Below are 22,959 nucleotides of genomic sequence, written 5' to 3'. Positions count from 1 at the left end.
ATCAGTATCAGCGAGTGGATGCAGCCCGTTGCCTGATCACCTTTTGTATGGAACCTCGAAACCGCGCAGCGCTATGTCAGTTAACGCTTGAGATTAATCGAAGCCGCTGTGACTGGCGATTGCGTTTTTCACTCTAAAAGGGAACGTCTTAAGGGCAGATCTTACTTGCCACTTCACTTTCGAGACCTGTACCGCTGCGTTACAAAAGTCATACGCCTGTAGGTGTTTTATGACCAGGCCCGTTCTGGCAGGTAACTGTTAGGTAAACCTTTAGCAAAATGATGCTTTGAACAGCCTTGTCAGGGCCATCCCCTGAACGGCTATGGCCAGGCAGATGGCACCTGCTAAAAACAAATGATGAAACTTCAACAGCTGCTTACCCAGAAAAACGTCAAAAATCATGTTAGTTAGTAAAAATAGAAATAGTATGAAATAAATGATTTTGGTTTTACGAACCATGATGGGATTTCCGCAATAATTCATTGTAAAAAGCAAGGGTATATGGCTTCGCTATCGACACATCAAAACACCTTATGAAGGCATTGAAAAATTAATTTATCGCGATGCGGGATATTTCTGGGCGATCTATATTACCCTTTATTCTAACCAGTTTTTTTTAAGTTCATACATTAAATTATTGAACAATCTTATTCGATATAGTAAACAATTGAACATGTACAATATTAGTGACGAGGCGTACACTCTTCATCCTTCAGGGGGTAAGGTCAGGTTATGCTCAAACATATTCAGGATATGGCGCTTTTCGCGCTGCTGGTAAAAAATGGTTCATTTACCAGAACCGCCTCGGAATTGGGCATGACGAAATCAAGAATAAGCCAGCGAATCAGTTGCCTGGAAGAAGCGCTGGGTTTTCGTTTACTCAATCGTACAACGCGCAAAATAACCCTTACAACTGAGGGGGAATATTATCTGTCATCGTGCCGCGAAATTCTCAATGCAAGTGCACGCGGTGATGAAACCATGCAAAAGCTGCATAAATCTCCGGGCGGTAATATAAAGATAATTTCTCCACCAGGGTTTATGTCCAGCATTCTGCCAACGGTACATCATGACTTCCTGAAAGATCACCCAAACGTTGAGCTTCAGTTGGCAACTGCTGATTCGTTCTATGGCACGGTAAGCGATGAATTTGATATCGCTTACCGTATAGGTAGCCCTTCGGATGATGCGTATATAGGCCGTTTTCTCGGTATGTTCCGCCGTTTTATTATCTGTACGCCAGAATATCGGCAACAGCATAAAATTACCCATCCAGAGGCCTTGCTCAAGAGTAATCTCATTACACACCGGACCTGGAGAAGCATTACCCTGTCCAGAGAAGATGAGCATTATAAGCTGGCTATGTCTTTACGACATACCAGCGATAATCTGTCCTATATCCTGCAGTTAGCTCTGCGGGGAGCCGGTATGGCTATCTTGCCTGAGTATCTGGTGAAGCCTTACATAGAAACCGGTCAACTTCAGGTAATATTAACTGACTGGACAGTTCAGCAAATTGAATTATGGATGATTTATCAGAGCAAAATAAATAATCCCGTTGCTCTTCGCGATTATATTAATTTCGTTGTTAAGTATAATATTTTAGATGTAGAAGCATGAAGTGATTTTTATTGAAGTGGTTCAGGTTATTTTTAATGAATTGCTTTTTTTAGCAATCTCTATGATATGTGTTGGAAAATGAATACGAAAACTGTGTTAGCCGAAAAAGCGGAAATCATTAATAGCGAAAAGAAAAAGATGGATCGGCTATGGAATGCCTATGTTATGGAGCTAATTAAAGGAATAACGTCAACAGAAAGCTTATATCATCATCACGTAGTTCCTTATCAAAAAGGCCAGCTACTGGTAGAAGTTTTTGGTAATGTCTATGTAAAAATTATCCGTTACGGAACCTTTGGTTCGATAAAAGTACAATACCAGGTTGAATCTGAAGAGTTAGGGCCGATCGAGATACCGCCTACAAACATTTATCGTCAGGGTGTTGTGGATGATGGAATATTATTATCAGATAAAGATCAGATTTTTGAACATTATCTGCAAAAACTGCAAGTTATCTATAATCATATCCTTCAGTACTTCACTAAAGGTGAAGAGGAATGATAGTCAGGCCTGAGCAAAACTGGTTAAGAAAACTTTTTTCGTGGCATGGCTCGATTATGCGAAAAATTGCATTACAAATGTGCTTTTTTATCGTGCTAAATATCGTCTATTTGTTTTTTTTACCGTTGTTGCATATGCATGGGATCGTAGCGAAAGAAAGTTCAGTCTATTTTATTGGCGTTTCTATTTCGATCTCAGTTTTCCTTGGTTTCCGTAATAACACTGCGTGGCTTCGCTACTGGGAAGCCAGAAAACTATGGGGCGATCTGCTTATTGCCAGCCGTTCACTGATACGTGAGGTTATCAATACCACACCGGCTCATGAGGAAGATATAAAAGTGGTAGTCGAACTGATTATCTCCTGGTGCTTAACGTTAAAATCCCGGCTACGGCATGAAGCCATTCCGGCGATAACTGACAGCGTTTTTTTATCTCGTCACTCTCAGGAATATCAACATATTACGACCCCCTGTAATGCATTACTGCAAGATATTGGATTATGGCTTTACCAAAATCGGCCCAACGAGTTTGTGTATAGGAACATCAATAACTATCTTAATGAATTCAGTAGGATACAGGGCGGTTGTGAACGTATCAGCAATACGCCAATACCCTTTGCTTACTCTTTACTGTTACATCGGACAGTCGGTGTGTTTTGTGCCATTTATCCCTTGTTGCTGATTAACAATTTTGGGGTGCTTACGTTGCTTTTCTCCGTGTTCACTACTTACGCGTTGCTGGCACTTGATGCTATCGCTACGGAATTAGAAGATCCTTTTGGCAGCGAAGATAACGACCTGCCTTTGAATGCCATTTGTAATGCGATAGAGATTGATTTGCGTGAGATGGTTAGAGACAGTCGTCTGCCTGAAAAAATGATGCCAGATAAATATTATCGTCTGCTCTAAAAGGCGAATGCTGCTACATCTCCATCATTTAATGCTTCCAGTGTCGATCAAACAAGTGATGGATTACAAAAGCAGCAGGTATGTATGGCGTCTTTCCACTGACTTTTTCAGCGATACAGATTCTGTAATGCCAGGATTCCTTAAAAGAATTTTTACAATGGTGACTAAAAAGCCCCGACAGGAGGGGCTTTGTTGAGGATTTTTGTAGAGAGGGGCAGATGGTTGAAGAGTTACTCGATATTTTGGATCTGCTCGCGCATCTGTTCAATTAACACCTTCAGTTCAATTGCTGAGGCGGTGACATCAGCGTTAATCGATTTTGAGGCCAGCGTATTCGATTCACGATTGAATTCCTGCATCATAAAGTCAAGACGGCGACCAACAGCTTCTTTTTTCTTCAGGATGTTATAGGTTTCTTTTACATGCGCCTCAAGACGATCAAGCTCTTCCGCCACATCGATGCGCTGTGCCATCATCACCAGTTCCTGCTCAACACGATTGTTATCCAGCTGAAGTTCGGCTTCCTCAAGCTTTGTGACCAGACGCTCGCGTTGCCATTTGAGAACGTCCGGCATCCAGGCTCGTACTTTTTTCACCTCAGCGCTGACGCCTTCCAGACGTTGCTCGATTAATGCTTTTAACGCCGCCCCTTCGCTTTCACGCGCAGTGATAAAATCATCAATCGCCAGTTCCAGCGTCTCCAGCAACGCAACGTTAATGACGTCAAGATCCTGTTCCTGTGCGGACATCACGCCCGGCCAGCGCAGAATATCGACTGGATTAATCTCACCACCTGCGTTTTGTTGATTTACCCATTGTGCCGCTTCTAACAGTTGTTTCGCCAGCGTCTGATTTAATATCAAAGCGCTTTGTGTACTCGGATCGGCGTCAAAACGCAGGTTACATTCAATTTTCCCTCGCGTTAGCCGATTACGCAGACGTTCACGAATTACCGGCTCCAGGCTGCGAAACTGCTCCGGCAGTCGGATATAAGTTTCAAGATAGCGTTGGTTCACGGAACGCAGCTCCCAGGCTGCGCTGCCCCATTCGCCTTTGGTTTCACGCCGGGCGTAGGCGGTCATGCTGCGGATCATTTTGCGTACCCGTATTCAGTAAAGTTTAAAGGATTATAGCGATGCCGCTTCCCCCTTAACAGGTAAAAAAGAGAATTCTAAAGAATGAAGCAGGATAGAGGCGAGTCTAAACAGACGTGACGGTAAAGGTACAGGAAAGGTAAAGCAGACGTAATAAAATACGCAAGCAGATAAAATGATAGCAACATATAAGCCGTAACAGAAAATAAGAATGGAGTCTCAAAAATTAAAATAATGCCTATAGTTTGACAACAGACAAGGATTAAGGCCTCCAGGATTACTTAACCTTCAGAAAAAAATCTGGTGTTGTAGTTTTCCATTAAATTATTTTATTTAAACGGTTATTGATATGCATTAGCATTTTAATTAAATTACATTTAATTGACTTTTAAATGATTATCAATTGAATAATAATAACAAGTAATTTGTTGTTTATTTTACTAAATTTAATAAATTTATGATTTAAAAATATTTTTAATGATATTATTTTTCCTTGAGCCTTTTTATCATATAATAAATAAGTTATGGCTAATAATTTCTTAGTTTCAACTAAGGTTGAAAGTTTACTATTAAGTAAGCTGAGGGAAAACATGATAAATGAGTAAATAAAATAAATATTAAGGAGAAGGAAATACAATGGATGTAATTGATGAGATTATAAAGGAGTTTTTTCCAGAGAAAAAGGTTACTCCCCTACAAAAGAAATGTATCCGCTGGGCTGTAGGATTAGATGCGCTTTTCTCTCGCGTAAAGGCGGCTGAAAACAAAGATGGTATAGACTGGTTAGAAGCTGTAGTAGAAAAGTTACGGATTAATTTGGCTGTTGATAATGTTTATAACATTCCCAGTGAAGGTCCTGTCGTTATTATAGCAAATCATCCTACCGTTATTGATGGAATGGGCGTGATTGTCGCCGCTGCTAAAGTGAGGCGCGATATCAAAATCGTAGCCAACCAGGTGCTGACCCATATGTTGCCAAAAACAAAAAGCTTAACGATTGGCATCAGAAATATGCAGGGAAAAATGGGCACCAGTCAATATCGGGAAATGAATGCGCACCTTAAAAAAGGTGGTGTGCTCGTTATTTTCCCTTCAGGTAGGCTTGCCAGCTTGAAAAAAACAGGGCTGCAGGAAGCTCCATGGAATCCTGGCTTTATCCATCTCGCCACAAAGAACAATGCTGCTTTAGTACCTGTAAATATCCAGGGCTTAAATACCTGGCGTTACTACATTACCGCCAGGTTTTGGCGTCCGCTTTCTAACCTGATGGTTATCAGAGAATGCTTACGCCATAGCGGTAAGACACTGAAAATTAATTTTCTTCAGCAGGTTAACTTAGCAAAACTGGACGTTGATAAAGAACGAATGGGCGAAGTCGCAGCTTCATTCATGGAGCACATAAAAAGAGCAGGTCAAAACCAGCCGGGAATATTGCCTGTAATTACGCCAGTTGCTCCCCCTCTGGACAAAAAGTTATTAAGTGCAGCGCTGGAGAGCTGCACCGAGCTAAAAAAGCTTAATGATGGCAAAATTGTTCTGCTGTATCGCCATCAGGGTACGGAATATTCACCTGTATTAAGAGAGTTGGGACGTCTACGTGAGATCTGTTTTCGGGAGATAGGTGCCGGAACGGGACAGGATTATGATAACGACATCTATGATAAAGATTATCAGCATATCATGGTATGGGATCCTGAAAGGCTTGAAATCGCCGGGGCTTACCGTTTTGTTATGGCAGGTGAACAGATTGCAAAGAGAGGATTGCAAGGTCTCTATAGTAATGAGCTTTTTAATTACAAACAGGAATTTTCGGCAATTGCCAGCAAAAGTATTGAGATTGGCCGAGGTTTTATACAAAAGCAGTATCAGAAAACTAACGTCCTTGATGAACTTTGGAAAGGAATATTTAATGTTGCGCTTAAACACAGCGAATATAAATACCTCATTGGGGTGCTAACGATTCCACAAAATTACTCGGATTATGCAAAAAAATTAATGATTGGTTTTTACCAAACTTATCTTTCAGCGGATCAAGATGCCTGCTCTCCTGTGGAAAAATATGATTTGGTCGATGAAGATATTAATCGTTTATTTAGCGGTGACCATTTTGATGAAGACTGGAAAAAGCTTAATATTGAATTGCGAGAGCTGGGCTGCGATCTCCCCTGGCCCTATAAGCAAGCGGCTAAGTGGTATAGTGCAGGAGGCTCAAAAATATTATGTTTTGTCGAGGATAAGCATTTTAATTCCATCGCTGGGTTAAATCTGTGTGAAATAGATAAGCTCAAGAAAAGCTATGGTAAGCGTTATCTACCTAAATAATAGCCTGAGATGTGGTTAGTTTTTTTGACATCTCATCAAGTCTTATTAAGGGCTTTTCAGCCTTTAATAAGCAACTGAGATGACCTTGCCCTACTTTGATTGCTTTCTGGAATTTTTAAGATGCTGACTAAAAAGATTATTATATTTTTTTGCACGTTAACTTTCTTGGCAGGCTGTAAAGACTCAGAACCGCTTGCCTTAGCCGGCTATACCTATGGTGAGTTTACCTATCTGTCGTTCCCCTTTACGGAAGAAGTAGAAGCGCTATTTGTTACCAAAGGAGAGACGGTCAGTAAAGGGCAGAAGCTTATGCAGCTGGTTAATTTCACTGCGGAAAATGCCCTGCGTATAGCGGAAGAGAATGTGCTGGCTGAGCAGGCGTTGTTGCATAACTTAGAAACGGGTGAACGCCAGGCCGCGTTGAATATGATTCATGCGCAGCTTGAAAGAGCAAAATCAGCCGCCAGTCTGGCGAAGAGGCAGCTGGAAAGGCAACAGCGTCTTTATAAAGAAGAAATGGTGTCCGTTGCTGAATGGGAAAAGGCAAAAGAAGATTATGTACAGAAAAATGCGCAGGTGAAGGAGCTGCTGCATCAGCTGGAAGTCAAAGAGTTACCAGCCCGTCAGGCTGAGATTAATAATCAAAAATCACGTGTTGAGTCGGCCACGCTGCAGCGTGATAAAGCCCGCTGGGATCTCCAGCAAAGAACGCTGTTTGCTCCACAGGATGCGCTGGTTTATGACATTCTTTATCAGCCCGGTGAGCGTCCAGCCGCTGACCGCCCTGTTATCAGCCTCCTTTCCCCGGATCGTATTAAAATCCGCTTCTACGTGCCTGAAAAGCGGCTGGGCGAAGTCCATACGGGAACCCGGATAAAAGTTTATTGTGACGGGTGTAGCAGGCCGCTGTCAGCTCGTATCAATTATATCAGCCCTCAGGCTGAGTTCTCTCCGCCCGTTATTTACAGTACTAAGCGTCGTGAAAAACTGTTGTTTATGGCTGAAGCCGTTCCCGTAAAAGAGGATCTCCCCTTTATCAAAACAGGACAGCCCGTAGATATCGAGGTTGTTTCTGATGAGTGATATCTGTATTGAGGTTAGCAAACTTAATAAGCATTTTGGCAGTAACCATGCGGTAAAAGATTTCTCACTGACGGTGAGAAAAGGCGAGATATATGGCTTTTTGGGGCCAAACGGCAGCGGGAAAACTACCTCAATACGCATGATGTGCGGGTTGATTACGCCTGATTCAGGGAACGGGCACTGCCTCGGTATGGATATTTTTACCCAGCGGGCTCAGATAAAACGTCATATAGGCTATATGACGCAGCATTTCTCTATGTGGGGTAACTTATCCATTCGGGAAAATCTGTTGTTTATCACGCGTATTTATAATCTGGATAAGGGCAAAGCGCGCGTTGATCAGACGCTGGATGAACTGGGGCTTACATCGCGCCAGCATCAGCTGGCAAAATTTCTTTCAGGAGGATGGAAGCAGCGCATGGCGCTTGCCGCCTGTACGCTGCATCAGCCTTCTTTGCTTTTTCTGGATGAACCGACCGCCGGTGTCGATCCCAAAGCGCGCCGTGAATTCTGGCAAATCCTTCATCAGCTTTCCGATCGAGGCATCTCAATACTGGTCAGTACGCACTATATGGATGAGGCTGAGCGATGCCATAAGGTAGCTTATCTCTCTTATGGCAATCTGTTAGCGAACGGTAGCGTCCGATCGATTATTCAGGAGCAGAATCTGACTACGGTGAAAATAAGCGGTAAGAAGCTGACGGAACTGGAAAATGAGCTGCTTAAAATGCCGGGCATTGAACAAACGGTGATTTTTGGTAACAGCCTTTTTGTTACGGCAGAGGATGAAGCAGTATTAAATCCAATTTTATCACAGGCTGTTACTTCTGATTATGACGTTTGTAAAGTAGAAACGACGCTGGAAGATGCCTTTACCTGGCTAATGAAAAACAATGCTAAAAAAAATGAGAATTAATTTTTCTTTTTTACGCTGGATTGGCGTAGTGATTAAGGAAATTCACGAGCTGCGTCGTGACAAAATCAGCATGGCTATGGTTGTGATTACGCCATTACTCCAGCTGACTATCCTTGGCTATGCCGTTAATATGGATGCACGCAATATCCCTACCGCGTTGTTAAATTATGACACAGAGCAAATGAGCCAGGTGTTTGTCTCTGCGGCACAAAACACAGGCTATTTTTCGATGATTCCTTTTCAATCGGAAAAACAGGCGCGCTCTGCATTTGTGCGTGGCGATATCATCTTCATTATCACTATCCCGCAGGGTTTCAGCCGGGATATGCTGCGTGGAGAGAAGCCGCAGATACTGGTTCAGGGAGATGCTATCGATCCATTAACGATAGGAAATGCGTTAAGCGCTATTACACAGGCGGCAAAAACGATGTTTCAACAGGACCTGCCTCCTTCCATGCGCAGTGAACTGAAAGAAGATGATTTTGAGTTAGTGATTCATCGTATGTTTAACCCGGAAGGGATTACCCAATACAACACGATACCTGGCATCATCGGTTCGATACTTAGCACGACGCTTGTATTGATGACCGCGCTGGCGATTACCAGGGAGCGTGAAAGTGGCGCTATTGAAAATTTACTTATTTCTCCCTTGACCAGCCTGGAAGTGATCACCGGTAAAATCGTTCCTTATGTCCTTATCGGTATTTTTCAGTCGTTACTGATCTTGCTCTGCGCCGTGTACTTATTCGGCATTCCTTTGTTAGGTAATGTTTTTCTTCTTTTTCTGGTGCTGTTTGTTTACGTTTTTCTTTGTTTATCGATCGGCATCACTATTTCAAGTCTGGCGCAAAACCAGCTTCAGGCTTTGCAGATGTCCTCTTTCTACTTTATCCCTTCCGTTATGCTTTCCGGTTTTATCAGCCCTTTTATTAGTATGCCGGTATGGGCGCAGTGGATAGGGTCTTGTCTGCCATTAACCTACTTTATACGGTTAATTAAGGGGATCATGCTAAAAGGTTATGGCTTTATCGATCTGTTGTCTGACCTGCTGCCGCTGGGATTGCTTGCGCTTATTATTGTAGGGATTGCGCTAAAATCTTTCCGTAAAACACTGGACTGACAGCCACCTGAATATTTTTTTCCGCCGGATACCGGGGCAAGGGGCGGTAGGCAGAACAGCGCTAAATCCGTATAATGCGCAGCCACTATTTAGCAAGCCGGAGAAAAACCATGCGTCCAGCAGGCCGTCTCACACAGCAGGTGCGTCCCGTTACCCTGACTCGTCATTACACCAAACATGCAGAAGGTTCTGTACTGGTTGAGTTCGGCGACACTAAAGTACTTTGTACTGCCACGGTGGAAGAAGGCGTTCCACGTTTCCTGAAAGGCCAGGGCCAGGGCTGGATTACGGCAGAATATGGCATGCTGCCGCGCTCAACCCATAGCCGTAACGCACGTGAAGCGGCAAAAGGCAAACAGGGCGGGCGAACCCTTGAAATTCAGCGGTTGATTGCCCGCTCGCTGCGTGCGGCGGTCGATTTGAAGGCGTTGGGTGAATTTACCATTACGCTCGACTGTGACGTATTACAGGCTGACGGTGGCACCCGTACCGCCTCTATTACCGGTGCCTGCGTTGCGCTGGCGGATGCGCTCAATGCGTTAGTTGCCAACGGCAAGCTGGCGAAAAATCCTATGAAAGGGATGGTAGCGGCAATTTCTGTCGGCATCGTTAACGGCGAAGCGGTCTGCGATCTGGAGTATGTGGAAGATTCCGCAGCCGAAACCGATATGAACGTAGTCATGATGGAAGATGGGCGCATGATTGAAGTGCAGGGCACCGCTGAAGGCGAACCCTTCAGCCATGAGGAACTGTTAACGCTGCTGGCACTAGCGCGGGGCGGCATCGAAACCCTGATTCAGGCGCAGAAGGCGGCGCTGAACAGCTAATCATTTCAGGCGACCAGCGAGTCGCCTTTTTTACGGCTATTTTTTGAGGAGAGCAAAATGAAAGCCTGGCAGCGGGAATTTATTGAGTTTGCTTTAAATAAACAGGTGCTGAAATTTGGCGAGTTTACGTTGAAATCAGGCCGTAAAAGCCCCTATTTCTTTAATGCGGGCCTGTTTAATACCGGACGGGATTTAGCACTGCTGGGGCGCTTTTACGCTCAGGCGCTGGTCGATTCCGGTGTCGATTTTGATTTACTGTTTGGCCCCGCTTACAAAGGTATTCCTATCGCCACAACGACCGCCGTGGCGCTTGCCGATCACCATCAGCGTGATGTGCCTTACTGCTTCAACCGTAAGGAAGCGAAAGATCACGGTGAAGGCGGCACGTTGGTTGGTAGCCCGTTACAGGGACGCGTTATGCTGGTTGATGATGTGATTACCGCTGGTACAGCCATACGCGAGTCAATGGAAATTATCGCCGCTCACGGCGCTCGTCTGGCTGGCGTACTGATTTCGCTCGATCGTCAGGAACGGGGACGCGGCGAGATTTCAGCGATTCAGGAAGTGGAACGCGACTACCAGTGCCACGTGACCGCCATTATTACTCTTGGCGATCTGATTGAGTACCTGGAAGAAAAACCGGAAATGGCCGATCATCTGGCGGCAGTGCGTGCCTATCGTCAAACTTACGGTATCTGAACTGAAAGTGATGCCGGGCCTGTTGCCCGGCACATTGTTTATACCAGCTGTGCCGCCAGCAGCGGCCAACGCGCTTCAAAATCCTGCGTGGGGAGATAGCGGAACTCAGAGCGAACAAAACGTGACAGAAGCCCTTCACAGAAGGCTAACAGCTGACTCGCCAGCAGTGTCTCATCCGTCGCAAAACCTTCACCTTCTCGCATTTTCCGCTCGCGCAATACCTGCCGCAGCTGTGCTTCAATACGCTCGAAAAGCTGATTAATGCGCCCCTGTAAACGATCCTGCTCAAACATCAGCGCATGACCAGTAAGGATGCGTGTTAGTCCGGGGTTACGTTCGCCAAAACCAAGAATCAGCTGCACAATCAGACGCAGACGCATTATGGTTTCTTTCTCATCTTTCAGGATGGTATTGATGCGCGTAATTAAACTGTCTTCAATAAACTCGATCAGGCTGTCAAACATCCGCGTTTTGCTGGGAAAGTGACGATACAGTGCTGCTTCGGAAACACCGACCGTTGCGGCCAGCTTTGCTGTTGTAATACGTTGGCTACCGTCGCTGGATTCCAGCATTTGCGCCAGAGCCTGCAGGATTTCATCGCGACGATTCCTTTTCGCGCACTTTTTTTCTGCCATGACGTTATAAACCCCTGAGATTTACCATAAACGGGCATAGGCCCACGCAGCATCCGTGAGAAGGGTTCTCACGGTGCTGAAAATTTAATAATTCGGTTTACGGAGGGTAAGTAGTTGTGCGTTTAATTCCGACCTGAATGACCGAAGCCGCCTTCACCGCGTGCGCTGGCATCAAAATCTTCTACCAGGTTAAATTCCGCCTGTACGACCGGAACGAACACCAGCTGGGCAAGACGCTCGCCTGGCTGAATCGTGAAGCTCTCCTGACCACGGTTCCAGACAGAAACCATCAGCTGGCCCTGATAATCTGAATCAATCAGGCCGACCAGGTTACCCAGCACGATACCGTGCTTATGACCAAGGCCGGAGCGTGGCAGAATCACAGCCGCCAGGGCGGGATCGGCGATATGAATCGCCAACCCGGTTGGCACCAGCGTAGTGGCGCCCGGTGCCAGTTCCTGCGGAGCATCAAGACAGGCGCGCAGGTCTAATCCTGCGGAACCAGAGGTAGCATAGGCAGGCAGAGGAAATTCTTTGCCTACGCGCGCATCAAGAATCTTAACGTCGATTTTTTTCATCATAACGGCTGACAATCTCGTCTAATAACTGCTGGCCAAGGAGCGTTTTATCCATGAGCGGCAAAACTTTTTCTCCCTCCTGCCAGAAAAGGTGAAGAGCATTGGTATCGCTGTTGAAACCTTGCCCGGATTTAGAAACATCGTTGGCGCAGATAAGATCCAGATTCTTCCGCACACGTTTTTGTTGGGCGTATTCTTCCACATTACGGGTTTCAGCGGCAAACCCTACAACGTAGGGCCGCTGCTCGAGCATGGCACCGACACCGGCGACAATATCGGGGTTTTTTACCATTTTCAGCGTGATTTCATCACCCTGTTTTTTAATTTTTTCCGCCGAGATGTCCGCTGCGCGATAGTCTGCCACGGCTGCGCTGCCAATGAAAATCTGTTGCTGTGTAATTTGCGCCATAACCGCTTTTTGCATTTCCAGCGCGCTGGTGACATCAATGCGCTTCACGCCAGCGGGTGTTGCGAGCGTGACTGGCCCGGCGACCAGCGTGACATTTGCGCCTCTGGCAGCGGCGGCGGCGGCGATGGCGAAGCCCATCTTGCCGGAACTGTGGTTAGTGACGTAGCGAACCGGATCCAGCGCCTCACGCGTAGGACCAGCGGTAATCATAATATTAAGATGTTGTAGATCGTTAGCCGGCGTTGACCAGGCGACGGCGTGATCGACAATTTCCAGTGGGTCAAGCATTCGCCCTGGCCCCAACATCCCCGCATGCCTGGCTGCCGCTATCCGGCCCCCAAATCATTACGCCACGTCCGGCAAGGCGCTGTAGGTTTTCCTGCGTTGGCAGGGCGCGATACATTTGCTGATTCATGGCGGGCACAACGGCAATTGGCGCTGCGGTAGCCAGACAGGTCGTCGTTACCAGATCGTTCGCCATGCCTGCCGTTACGCGTGCAATTAAATCAGCCGTAGCGGGAGCAAGGATAACTAAATCGGCCCATTTCCCCAGCTCGATATGCCCCATTGCCGCTTCTGCCGCCGGGTCGAGCAGATCGTCATAAACCGGGTAGCCAGAAACCGCCTGCAGCGTTAGTGGCGTAATGAAGGCCTTAGCCGCCTGTGTCATTACAACGCGAACTTCTGCGCCGCGGTCGCGTAAACGGCGTACCAGCTCCGGCGTTTTATACGCGGCAATGCCGCCGCTGACGCCGACCACGATATGTTTTCCGGTTAAGCCCATCATTTTCATGTCTACCTTTATCAAACCTGCCGAGATGCCTGGCGGCAACACAATGGCGCTATTTTACCATACTCTCACCGCCGCGCCCTTTAGCATCCCGCCACCTTTGCGAGCCATGCCGAAAAGAAAAGCCTGCCCGCTGGCGCGTTTTTAACGCCAGGTGCAAAGTAACTGCCTGATAAATGTCTGCGCCAGCGAGGGAGAATGCGCGTGTTGAAGCCAAGGGAAAAACTGGAGCAAAGAGGCGCTTCGGCGTTAAGTGATGCTGAGTTACTGGCCATTTTTTTACGAACCGGCACCAGCGGTAAGCCAGTTATGATACTGGCGAATGAGCTACTAATGGCTTTTGGCTCGCTGTATCTGCTGATGAGTGCAGAAAAAAGCGCTTTTAGCGCGATAAAAGGAGTCGGGGATGCCAAGCTGGCGCAGCTGCATGCGGTGGCAGAGCTGGCGCGACGCTTTTTTGATGCGCAGCTGATGCGCGAAAATGCGCTGGAAAGCCCGCAGGTTACGCAACGCTATCTGCAAAGCGTGCTGGCCCATCAGGAACGGGAAATTTTCATGGCTATTTTTCTTGATAACCAGCACCGCGTTTTACAGGCGCAGCAGCTGTTTTCAGGGACTATCGCCAGCGTGGAGGTACATCCTCGGGAAATTGTCCGGGCGGCGCTGAAGCTTAATGCCGCCGCGATGATTCTGGCGCATAATCATCCTTCCGGCTGTGCTGAGCCCAGTGCTGCCGATCGCGATATTACCCGGCAGATTAAACAGGCCTGTCAGCTGATGGATATTCGCGTATTAGATCATCTGGTTATCGGAAAAGGCGAATATGTTTCTTTTGCCGAAAGAGGCTGGCTTTAATGAGTAAAATTGCCTCATTCCTGCGCTATTGCGGCGATCCAGAGGGATCTTTATCTGTTCGGGACTTGAGCACCGACGCGACAAGGCGTATACTACGCCACCTTTGAGAATCTCGGGTTTGGCGTTTCGGCCTGCTCAGCGGGTTCGCATCGAACTCGCCTGGATGGGCTACCAGCCTGACGAGGCGGCCAAGACCTAATTTTTAAAGCTCGAGCTGATTTGATTTTTGGAGAATTGACATGTCACGAGTCTGCCAAGTAACTGGCAAGCGTCCGGTGACCGGTAACAACCGTTCCCACGCAATGAACGCGACGAAACGCCGTTTCCTGCCGAACCTGCACTCTCACCGTTTCTGGGTTGAGAGCGAGAAGCGTTTCGTTACCCTGCGCGTATCTGCTAAAGGTATGCGTGTAATTGACAAAAAGGGCATTGATACGGTTCTGGCCGATCTGCGTGCCCGTGGTGAGAAGTACTAAGGAACTGAATCATGGCTAAAGGTATTCGTGAGAAGATCAAGCTGGTTTCCTCTGCTGGTACAGGTCACTTCTATACCACCACGAAGAACAAACGTACTAAGCCGGAAAAACTGGAACTGAAAAAGTTCGATCCGGTTGTACGTCAGCATGTGATGTACAAAGAAGCCAAAATTAAATAATTGTGGCTTCCACAGAAAACCCGGCTTCGGCCGGGTTTTTTGTTTTTATGAGACCGTAAAACGTGAGGAGCTGCCATGCCTGAGTTACCAGAGGTAGAAACCAGCCGTCGCGGTATTGAACCGCACCTGGTTGGAGAGACAATTCTGCATGCTGTGGTACGTAATTCGCGGCTGCGCTGGCCTGTCTCACAGGAAATTCATGCCCTGAGCGATCAACCAGTATTGAGCGTGCAGCGTCGTGCGAAATACCTGCTGCTGGAGCTGCCGAAGGGATGGATTATTATCCATCTTGGCATGTCGGGCAGCCTGCGCATTCTGCCGGAAGAGATCCCGGCGGCAAAACACGATCATGTTGATCTGGTGATGAGCAATGGCAAGGTGCTGCGCTACACCGATCCGCGTCGTTTCGGTGCCTGGCTCTGGAGTAATGATCTACAGGGCAGCAACGTGCTGGCGCACCTTGGCCCGGAACCGCTTAGTGAAGCTTTCAGTGCCGACTACCTGTTTGAGAAATCGCGCGGTAAGCGCACCGCCGTCAAGCCCTGGCTGATGGATAATAAGCTGGTGGTCGGTGTGGGGAATATCTACGCCAGCGAATCGCTGTTTGCCGCCGGGATCTTGCCCGATCGTCCGGCCATGTCCCTGACTAAAGAAGAAGCGGCGCTGCTGGTGAAAACTATCAAGGCGGTATTGCTGCGATCTATCGAGCAGGGCGGTACGACGCTGCGCGACTTCCTGCAAAGCGACGGTAAGCCCGGCTACTTTGCCCAGGAGCTACAGGTGTATGGGCGCGCGGGTGAACCCTGCCGCGTGTGTGGAACACCCATTGAGAGCGCCAAACATGGTCAGCGCAGCACCTTCTTCTGTCGTTGTTGCCAGCACTAAAACGGCGTTCTGTGCGGTAAAGAGCAGAAACAGGCGTAACTGAATAGGGTACGAACCAGGGCGCAGAGGTTAGCCGTTGCATCTGAGCGGCGGCGTGAAATATCAGGGTTATGTGCCCGCAGTGGAAGAGGTATCCCACCAGACCAGCGCCCAGTCGCGCGGTGGAAGCAGGGTAGAGAGCCTGCCCAGGCGGCGTTGCTCCTGCCAGAGTTCATACAGACGTTGCCGATCCTCAGAGCTGAGCGTGCCGCCTGACCAGCTTACGCTTTCAGCAAAGCGCTCAAAATCATCCGGATCGGGCGGCAGGCGAGCGTCGCGAATAAAATCAACGCAGGCGTGTATGCCCATCTGATAAAGAAGATTAACGGCATAAATGTAGGTGGGATGAGTTGTAACCTCGCGGCCCAGCGCGCGCTGAATAAGCGGCGAGATAAAGTATGGCGTGACGAGATGCGTGGTGTAGACCCGCAGCCGCGCTTTTTGGTTAAGCTTAGTCAGCGCCTGTCTGAGATCGGCAACCAGTGTCGATCGCGAGGCCACGGCAATATCGCATATCGGTAAATCATCCCAGCTCTCTTCCCAGGCGCGTCGTATCAGCGTGAGGTTATCAATACCGGCCTGTTGCGCCCGTTGTCTGGCTACCTGTAGCATGCCCTGACTGTAATCAACGCCATAAACGTGTATCAATTTATCCGCCAGCGGCAGGCAGACAGAGCCGGGGCCACAGCCCATATCCAGTAGCGTGCCAGCGTCTTGCAGGTCGATCTTTTCCAGCAGCTGTTTCAGGTAGGCATTATCGGGATTGTCACAGCTCAGGGCGAATTTTTCAGCACGCTTATCCCAATGTTCAGGGGCTTTTTCCGTACGCTGGTTAAGTTTCCACTGCTGGCGATAGAGATCAGCAAAATCGATATTATTAATCAGCACATTCCCTCCTCAGATAATGCGATAACGATGAGTTTGATGCCTTACCATATGTACTATCGTGCTTTCATCATGTTAAGAAGCCATTGATTATTATTTATTAACTAAAATCGAAATATAGTAATTTATATAGCGATAAACGGAGAGCACTTTTGTCGGGAAATAATAAAGCAGTAGGGAAAAGGGAATAACGGCGCGGTTTCGGCGCGCCGACAGAATGCTAACTATGCCAGCTTTGCCAGCAACGCCTGGTAAACCGGCTCCGGCAGAAAAGCTTTTACCTCGCCGCCGTGGCGCGCCACTTCCTTTACCAGCGTGGAGGAGACAAAAGAATAGGCTTCAGCAGGCATTAAAAATACGCTTTCCAGCGAAGGCAGCAGGTGGCGATTCATATGGGCCAGCTGCAATTCATATTCAAAATCAGACACCGCCCGCAGGCCGCGTACCAGCACATTTGCCTGCCGTTCGCGGGCAAAGTTCGCCATCAGATCGCTAAAGCCGGTTACTTCTACGTTAGCCAGGTGTGCCGTTGCCTGCTGCGCCAGCGTAACGCGTTCTTCGAGGCTGAACATGGGTTTTTTTGATGGGCTGGCGGCAATAGCCAGAATGACGTGATCGAACATCGTTGCGGCGCGGCTTAAAATGTCCAGATGCCCGTTCGTCAGGGGATCAAAAGTACCGGGATAGATAGCTTTAGTGCTCATGATTTATCTCCGTTCGCTGACTGACCCAGCGCCCACAGCGCCGCGTACTTATTGAAAGTATATTGCGCATTTACCACAGCTAATATCCAGCCCTGCGATCCATCAAGAAAACCGGCGCGCAGCAGCAGGGTTTTACAAAAAGCGCCCAGCGTATGGCTAAAAATAGAAAAAACGCCGCAGCGCTTACCCTGCTGATGCCGCTGCTGCGCCCAGGCTTCGGCATAGGCCAGCTGTTTACGCTGAAAAGCCGGGAAGTCACGACAGGTAAGGTGTTGTAGATGACCTGAGAGAGGAATCACCTGTGCCTTTCCGGTCTCCAGCGATTCATGAACCTGATGATCGTTGTAGCGGTAAGTTCGGGGATAGAGGCGAACTACGCGGTCGGGATACCAGCCGCTGTGACGCATAAAACGGCCCAGAAACAGGTTTAATCGCCCCAGGCTGTAGACATTGTTCGGCTGCGGCGCGCAGTTAAGCACCTGTTCAATAGCGGTACGCAGCTCAGGCGTTACGCGTTCATCCGCATCGATCATCAAAATCATCTCGCCGCTGGCGTAAGATTGCGCCAGCTGACGCTGTTTGCCATAGCCCGGCCACTCCTGTGACTGAAAAACCTTTGCGCCGTGCTGCTGTGCGATAGCGAGCGTATCGTCGCTGCTGCCGGAATCGAGCACAATAAGCTCATCTGCCCAGCTAACCGAGGCGAGACATGCTGGCAGCAGCTCAGCTTCGTTTTTAACGATCATCACGACAGACAGGCGTTGGCGGGTGGTCATTTAATGGTTCCGTGGCGGCAGATAAGGTTCGAGCAACTGAAGCAGACGCTGTAATGCGCCCTGGTTTTGATGCAGTACCTCAACCGCATGGCGTCCGTGATAGCGCCGATAGTCATCATCAACCAGCAGGTTGCCAATTTCATGTACCAGCGAGGCGGTATCCGTTACGGTGATCAAGCCATCTGCCTGCTTCAGCTTGCTGCAAATATCTTTAAAATTGAAGGTGTGAGGCCCCATCAGCACGGGAATCGCATGGGCGGCTGGCTCCAGCGGATTATGGCCGCCACGCTCTACCAGGCTACCGCCGACAAAAGCGAGATCGGCAATGCCATACAGCAGCATCAGTTCGCCCATGGTATCGCCAATCACAACCTGAGTACCGCTGGAGGGAATTTCACCGCTGCTGCGTAAGGTATAGCTGAAGCCGCTTTTTTGCGTCATTTCGCGCGCGCTTTCGAAGCGTTCCGGATGGCGCGGTACCAGAATCAGCAACAGATCGGGAAAGTGCGATAGCAGACGACGATGCGCCTCCAGCATCATGCTTTCTTCCCCTTCATGGGTGCTGGTGGCGATCCAGACCGGACGACGAGGCGCCCATTGACGACGTAGCGTTACTGCACGCGCCGCCAGCTCTGGCGTCACGGAAATATCAAATTTCAGGCTGCCGGTGATAGCCAGTTGAGAACGTTTCAGACCCAGTTCAATAAAACGCGCACCATCTTCTTCATTCTGCGCAGCAATCAGCGTAATGCGTTGCAGCAGGCGACGCATAAATTTACCCAGCTTTTTATAACCTGCAGCCGAGCGTGCCGACAGACGCGCATTAGCAATAACCAGCGGTATTTGGCGATCGTGCAGAGCCTTAATCAGATTCGGCCACAGCTCGGTTTCCATAATAATTACCAGCCGGGGATCGACGGTATTAAGAAAACGATGAACGGCACCAGGCAGGTCATAGGGCAGATAGACATGATGGACATCTTTACCGAAAGCTGACTGCGCGCGTTCCGATCCGGTTGGCGTCATCGTAGTAACGGTAATCGGCAACGTCGGGTATCGATGACGTAGCGCTCGCACCAGCGGCACCGCCGCCAGCGTCTCCCCTACGGAAACCGAATGCAGCAAGATGCCGCCAGGACTGACTTTGCCTGCGCAGAAACCGTAGCGTTCCGCCCAGCGTTTACGATAGGCAGGCGCTTTACGACCGCGCAGCCAAAGGCGCAGCCAAATCAGAGGCTGTATAAGGTAAAGCAGGGTGGTGTAAATCGTCGTCATACCGATCTTTACGACACTTATGCGTCAAACCTGGGCAAAATATGCGGAATGTGCATGTTAGCAGATAACGCGCCTGCGCTCATCTATCTTCCGCCGTGGTCGCCAGTAGCTGCTGATAAAGCGAATTTAACTCAGCGCCCAGCCGCTGTGGTGTATAAGGCAAAATTCTGGCGCGTGCCGCGTCTCCCATCGTTGAATTCTCTACTTTAGCGGGAATCGCCATTGCTGCCTGGTGCAATGCATTGATATCTAATGCATCACAGACAAAACCCTGCTCGCCCTGTACGATAAATTCCGCACCGCCGCAGCCGGTACTGGTAATAACCGGCAGGCCACAGGCCATCGCCTCCAGAATGACATTCGGAAAAGGGTCATAAAGCGTGGGCAGAATCAGACCATCAGCCGCATGGTAAAAAGGCTGCACGTCCTGTTGGACACCAACAAAACGTAGCCTATCCAGGCAGTTAAGCTGATTAGCCAGCTGCTGATAGCGTGACTGGTGCTTATCTTGTCCGACAACGATCAGATAGCGATCGCTATTGGCTATTGCCTCGATCGCCGCTTTTAATCCCTTACGTTCGAAGCCTGAGCCAACGTAGATCAGCGCGACGGCCTGCTGAGGGATAGAAAGCTGCTGGCGTGTTGCGTGACGGGTAGCCTCAGTCGCAGGCTGAAAACGTTCTGCATCGATAGCGTTATAGATTACTGTGATGCGATCGTCAGGCAGGTTAAAGCAGCGGATGATGTCCTGCTTCACCATCTCCGAGTTGCAGATTACCTTTTTCAACGCCGAAGAGTGAAACATCTCCTCTTCTGCACGCAATACATAGCGATGATAGGGGCTGAGTGTGGCGCTCAGGCGTTGCAGCGGTGAGACGATGCGAGCCCGCTGCTCCAGCCAAACACGATGCACGCCGTCTCCGGCGCGAAAAATATCGCAGCCAGCGATCCGTTCGTGGCTCTGTACGATATCAAAGTGTTCACGCAGCCAGCAGGCACGGGCTGCGGCGGCAAAACCGCGCTCGCGTGATATCGCGTCCCCATTTAGGCGGGTTGCAAATATGCAGGTGCCAGTCTGGATTTGGCGTGCCTTGCCAGCTGCGCGTGATGATGTTCAGATCGAGCTGTTCATGGTTCAGGGCTTCCAGCGCGCGTGAAATAAAACGCTCGGCACCGCCATCAGGGCGATATTTTTGGCGGACGATTGCCAGACGAATGTTACGCATCCAGAAAACTCCTTGCGGCTGCAACTACATCATCAACCGGAATTGCGCTCAGATAGCGTTGCTCGGTTTGCGTATTGATGGAGTCTGGCGAGGGCAGCGGGCCGTAATCACCAGCCCAGATGACCCGATTGTTTTCGCCCCAGGGACGCCAGTGCTGAAGCTTGGTCGGGCCAAACAGCGCTACGCAAGGGGTCTGTAGCGCGGCCGCCATATGCATCGGTGCGGAATCGACGCCGATAAACAGTCGCGCATGATCGATCAATGCTGCCAGCTGTGTCAGGCTAAGCTGACCGGCAATGGTGGTGATATGTGGGTTATGGCAGAGCGAGAGGATATGCTCGATCATCGCCATTTCTTTCGCATCTGGCGCGGCCGTTAAGACAATATTCAGGCCTGGCTGATTTAGTCGGTCGATCAGTGCTGCCACTTTCTCATCGTCCCAACATTTGAATACCCAGCGTGACGTCGGCTGAATCACCACATAGGGGCCATCAACGCCCTGCTGGAGCAGTAGCTGCTCGGCTGCCAGCCAGTCTTCTTTGTCATAATGCATGGAGACGGGAATATGCTTTACCGGGATATCAAGTGGGGAAAGCGCCAGTAGATTTTGTTCGACGGTATGCAGCTGATTAAAGCTTGCCGTGGGCACCAGCCAATTGTGGCAGACGCGCCAGAAACAGGTATCGCGCTTGCTGTAGGCGAAACCAATACGTTCCGGCGCGCCAGAAATTAACGTAATCAACGCGCTACGCCACTGATCGGCCAGGTTGATAACCAGATCGTAGCGGCTGTTTCGGACGGCATTGACCAGCGCCAGTTCATGTTTCAGCTGTTGCCAGACACCCAGTTTTTTCCATTTACGGTCAATCAGATGCAGATGGCGTATGGCGGGATGCGCCTGTAACATCGGACGTGTTTCCTGATAGAGCAGTACATCAATCGAGGCGTCGGGATAACGCTGATGCAGCGCATTAATGACCGGCGTCGTTAGCAGCATATCGCCATGATGACGTAGTTTAATCACCAGAATATTACGCGGTGTAAAGGATGCAGGGATAGTTGCCATACAAAACCTGTCTCAGGATCAAGTGAGCCGATTCTAGGGGAAAGCTGGCGGGGGGAAAAGCACCGCACATGCTTCTTTCCCCAGGTCTTGCCCGTTTAACGTTGGCGCCAGCGATAAAGTCGGCAGAGCCAGAGCAGTAGCTGATACCACTGCTTCAGACCACGCGCATTGCGTAACATTCGGCGGTGAGTTTGGGTGGCAAAGATATCAGCAATAATAGCCTGACGCGCAGCGGCCTCCGGCTCACGACGCGCTGAGTGGCAAACGCTCAGAGCTTCATGGGTAATCTGATAGTGAAACTCTGGATAGATTTTTACCTTCCCACGATAGCGTTGGTTTATCTCCTCCAGCATGCGTGCAATTTTCAGATAATGGCGCTGGTACTCTACGTTGCGCTGACCGGTGCGTTTGCGGTTACTGATTGACTGGTCATGTACGTGATAGCGATATAAAGCAATGTCGGTATAACGTACCCGGCGCGCATTAAGCATAAATTCTGTTGTCCAGGGAATATCCTGATGATGCAGTCCCGGCTCAAACAGCAGATTACAGGATTTGATCAACGATAAACGATAGATGCCCATCCAGACCACGTGTAAATAGCGATGGGTTGCCAGCGCCTTGCTTAACCATGCCGCGCCATCCAGCACGCCGGTTGAGGTAAGCCGATCGTGGGGAATCAGCGTTCTGACGCGCTGGCTGCCGGTATAAAAACACTCTGCGTTGCACTGGGCGGCGTCCAGCTCATCCTGCTCGGCCATCTCTACCAGCGTCTGATAGAGCGTCGGCGATAGCGTATCGTCAGCATCCGGGAACGTCACATATTTACCCCGCGCGACAGCCAGACCAGCGTTACGCGCCAGAGAAACGCCGCCATTCTGTTGATCGATTACGCTGATATGCTCATAGCGTGCAGCATACGCCGCTGCCCGTTCGCCGCTGCCGTCTGTTGAGCCATCATTAACGATGATAACTTCGAGGCGGGTAAAGGTTTGCGCCAGCAGTGACGCCATGAAATTGTCGAACAGATCGCCAGCGTTATACATTGGGACGATAACGCTCAGTAAAGGAGAAGCGGTGTCAGAATGTTG

General features: G+C 49.1%; 22 protein-coding genes and 2 pseudogenes. 13 read left to right on the top strand and 11 right to left on the bottom strand.

Going from position 1 to position 22,959, the window contains the following annotated elements:
• Positions 1–732: 732 nt before the first annotated feature.
• The 3 genes from C7M51_RS17105 to C7M51_RS17095 all read left to right on the top strand — a co-directional run bounded on the left by C7M51_RS17105 (position 733) and on the right by C7M51_RS17095 (position 3,029).
• A complete protein-coding gene (locus C7M51_RS17105; protein ID WP_160622768.1) occupies positions 733–1,620 on the top strand; it encodes a LysR family transcriptional regulator in 888 nt (295 codons plus the stop codon).
• 78 nt (positions 1,621–1,698) lie between these two features.
• Positions 1,699–2,121 (top strand): hypothetical protein, encoded by a 423-nt coding sequence (locus C7M51_RS17100; protein ID WP_160622767.1) that lies wholly within the window; start codon positions 1,699–1,701, stop codon positions 2,119–2,121.
• Between the two features lie 56 nt (positions 2,122–2,177).
• The gene (locus tag C7M51_RS17095; protein ID WP_244323750.1) at positions 2,178–3,029 is read left to right on the top strand and encodes a bestrophin family protein; all 852 of its coding nucleotides are present in this window, start codon (positions 2,178–2,180) and stop codon (positions 3,027–3,029) included.
• A gap of 230 nt (positions 3,030–3,259) precedes the next feature.
• Here C7M51_RS17095 and C7M51_RS17090 read toward each other — a convergent pair whose 3' ends face one another.
• Complete coding sequence (locus tag C7M51_RS17090; RefSeq protein WP_160622765.1) at positions 3,260–4,123, bottom strand: YicC/YloC family endoribonuclease; 864 nt, start codon at positions 4,121–4,123, stop codon at positions 3,260–3,262.
• 636 nt (positions 4,124–4,759) lie between these two features.
• On the opposite strand from C7M51_RS17090, the gene C7M51_RS17085 reads away from it, so the two are divergent.
• The 6 genes from C7M51_RS17085 to pyrE all read left to right on the top strand — a co-directional run bounded on the left by C7M51_RS17085 (position 4,760) and on the right by pyrE (position 11,090).
• Positions 4,760–6,445, top strand: coding sequence for a lysophospholipid acyltransferase family protein (locus tag C7M51_RS17085; protein WP_160622764.1), 1,686 nt, complete (start codon positions 4,760–4,762; stop codon positions 6,443–6,445).
• 165 nt (positions 6,446–6,610) lie between these two features.
• Positions 6,611–7,528 (top strand): HlyD family secretion protein, encoded by a 918-nt coding sequence (locus C7M51_RS17080; RefSeq protein ID WP_244323749.1) that lies wholly within the window; start codon positions 6,611–6,613, stop codon positions 7,526–7,528.
• Complete coding sequence (locus C7M51_RS17075; RefSeq protein WP_160622762.1) at positions 7,521–8,444, top strand: ABC transporter ATP-binding protein; 924 nt, start codon at positions 7,521–7,523, stop codon at positions 8,442–8,444. The genes C7M51_RS17080 and C7M51_RS17075 overlap by 8 nt, the downstream gene beginning before the upstream one ends.
• On the top strand, positions 8,434–9,564 hold the full coding sequence (locus C7M51_RS17070) for an ABC transporter permease (protein WP_167522391.1): 1,131 nt from the start codon (positions 8,434–8,436) through the stop codon (positions 9,562–9,564). Before C7M51_RS17075 ends, C7M51_RS17070 begins: the two co-directional genes overlap by 11 nt.
• 110 nt (positions 9,565–9,674) lie before the next feature.
• Positions 9,675–10,391 carry a ribonuclease PH gene (gene rph / locus C7M51_RS17065; RefSeq protein ID WP_160622760.1) on the top strand — a complete coding sequence of 239 codons (717 nt, stop codon included), beginning with the start codon at positions 9,675–9,677 and terminating at the stop codon, positions 10,389–10,391.
• A 57-nt stretch (positions 10,392–10,448) separates the two neighbouring features.
• On the top strand, positions 10,449–11,090 hold the full coding sequence (pyrE, locus tag C7M51_RS17060; protein ID WP_160622759.1) for an orotate phosphoribosyltransferase: 642 nt from the start codon (positions 10,449–10,451) through the stop codon (positions 11,088–11,090).
• A gap of 38 nt (positions 11,091–11,128) precedes the next feature.
• Here pyrE and slmA read toward each other — a convergent pair whose 3' ends face one another.
• From slmA to coaBC, 3 genes and pseudogenes are all read right to left on the bottom strand, one after another.
• The gene (slmA, locus tag C7M51_RS17055; protein ID WP_160622758.1) at positions 11,129–11,725 is read right to left on the bottom strand and encodes a nucleoid occlusion factor SlmA; all 597 of its coding nucleotides are present in this window, start codon (positions 11,723–11,725) and stop codon (positions 11,129–11,131) included.
• 122 nt (positions 11,726–11,847) lie between these two features.
• Positions 11,848–12,306 (bottom strand): dUTP diphosphatase, encoded by a 459-nt coding sequence (gene dut, locus C7M51_RS17050; RefSeq protein ID WP_167522374.1) that lies wholly within the window; start codon positions 12,304–12,306, stop codon positions 11,848–11,850.
• Positions 12,284–13,499 (bottom strand): annotated as a pseudogene (gene coaBC / locus C7M51_RS17045) (bifunctional phosphopantothenoylcysteine decarboxylase/phosphopantothenate--cysteine ligase CoaBC). The gene dut and the pseudogene coaBC overlap by 23 nt, the downstream one beginning before the upstream one ends.
• Before the next feature lie 201 nt (positions 13,500–13,700).
• On the opposite strand from coaBC, the gene radC reads away from it, so the two are divergent.
• From radC to mutM, 4 genes are all read left to right on the top strand, one after another.
• Complete coding sequence (gene radC, locus C7M51_RS17040) at positions 13,701–14,357, top strand: RadC family protein (RefSeq protein WP_160622757.1); 657 nt, start codon at positions 13,701–13,703, stop codon at positions 14,355–14,357.
• Positions 14,358–14,596: 239 nt separating this feature from the next.
• Positions 14,597–14,833: a 50S ribosomal protein L28 gene (rpmB, locus tag C7M51_RS17035; RefSeq protein ID WP_038629143.1), complete on the top strand. Its 237-nt coding sequence runs from the start codon at positions 14,597–14,599 to the stop codon at positions 14,831–14,833.
• 11 nt (positions 14,834–14,844) lie between these two features.
• Positions 14,845–15,012 (top strand): 50S ribosomal protein L33, encoded by a 168-nt coding sequence (gene rpmG, locus C7M51_RS17030; RefSeq protein WP_013094893.1) that lies wholly within the window; start codon positions 14,845–14,847, stop codon positions 15,010–15,012.
• 75 nt (positions 15,013–15,087) lie between these two features.
• Entirely contained in the window at positions 15,088–15,897 is an 810-nt protein-coding gene (gene mutM, locus C7M51_RS17025) for a bifunctional DNA-formamidopyrimidine glycosylase/DNA-(apurinic or apyrimidinic site) lyase (RefSeq protein ID WP_160622756.1), read from the top strand.
• Between the two features lie 108 nt (positions 15,898–16,005).
• On the opposite strand, the gene C7M51_RS17020 is transcribed toward mutM, so the two are convergent.
• The 7 genes and pseudogenes from C7M51_RS17020 to C7M51_RS16990 all read right to left on the bottom strand — a co-directional run bounded on the left by C7M51_RS17020 (position 16,006) and on the right by C7M51_RS16990 (position 22,914).
• Entirely contained in the window at positions 16,006–16,824 is an 819-nt protein-coding gene (locus tag C7M51_RS17020; RefSeq protein ID WP_160622755.1) for a class I SAM-dependent methyltransferase, read from the bottom strand.
• Positions 16,825–17,045: 221 nt separating this feature from the next.
• Complete coding sequence (coaD, locus tag C7M51_RS17015; RefSeq protein ID WP_160622754.1) at positions 17,046–17,525, bottom strand: pantetheine-phosphate adenylyltransferase; 480 nt, start codon at positions 17,523–17,525, stop codon at positions 17,046–17,048.
• Positions 17,522–18,301, bottom strand: a complete 780-nt coding sequence (locus C7M51_RS17010; RefSeq protein WP_160622753.1) for a glycosyltransferase family 2 protein — start codon at positions 18,299–18,301, stop codon at positions 17,522–17,524. The genes coaD and C7M51_RS17010 overlap by 4 nt, the downstream gene beginning before the upstream one ends.
• Positions 18,302–19,576 (bottom strand): lipid IV(A) 3-deoxy-D-manno-octulosonic acid transferase, encoded by a 1,275-nt coding sequence (gene waaA / locus C7M51_RS17005; protein WP_160622752.1) that lies wholly within the window; start codon positions 19,574–19,576, stop codon positions 18,302–18,304.
• A 79-nt stretch (positions 19,577–19,655) separates the two neighbouring features.
• A pseudogene (locus tag C7M51_RS17000) lies at positions 19,656–20,802 on the bottom strand (glycosyltransferase family 4 protein).
• Complete coding sequence (gene rfaQ, locus C7M51_RS16995) at positions 20,795–21,868, bottom strand: putative lipopolysaccharide heptosyltransferase III (RefSeq protein WP_160622751.1); 1,074 nt, start codon at positions 21,866–21,868, stop codon at positions 20,795–20,797. Before rfaQ ends, C7M51_RS17000 begins: the two are co-directional and overlap by 8 nt.
• 95 nt (positions 21,869–21,963) lie before the next feature.
• The gene (locus C7M51_RS16990) at positions 21,964–22,914 is read right to left on the bottom strand and encodes a glycosyltransferase (RefSeq protein ID WP_244323849.1); all 951 of its coding nucleotides are present in this window, start codon (positions 22,912–22,914) and stop codon (positions 21,964–21,966) included.
• Positions 22,915–22,959: the final 45 nt, after the last annotated feature.

Source organism: Mixta intestinalis (genome assembly GCF_009914055.1).
Lineage (GTDB): Bacteria > Pseudomonadota > Gammaproteobacteria > Enterobacterales > Enterobacteriaceae > Mixta > Mixta intestinalis.
The sequence above is the reverse complement of the archived record's forward strand: the minus strand, read 5'-3'. Positions and strand labels throughout refer to the sequence as shown.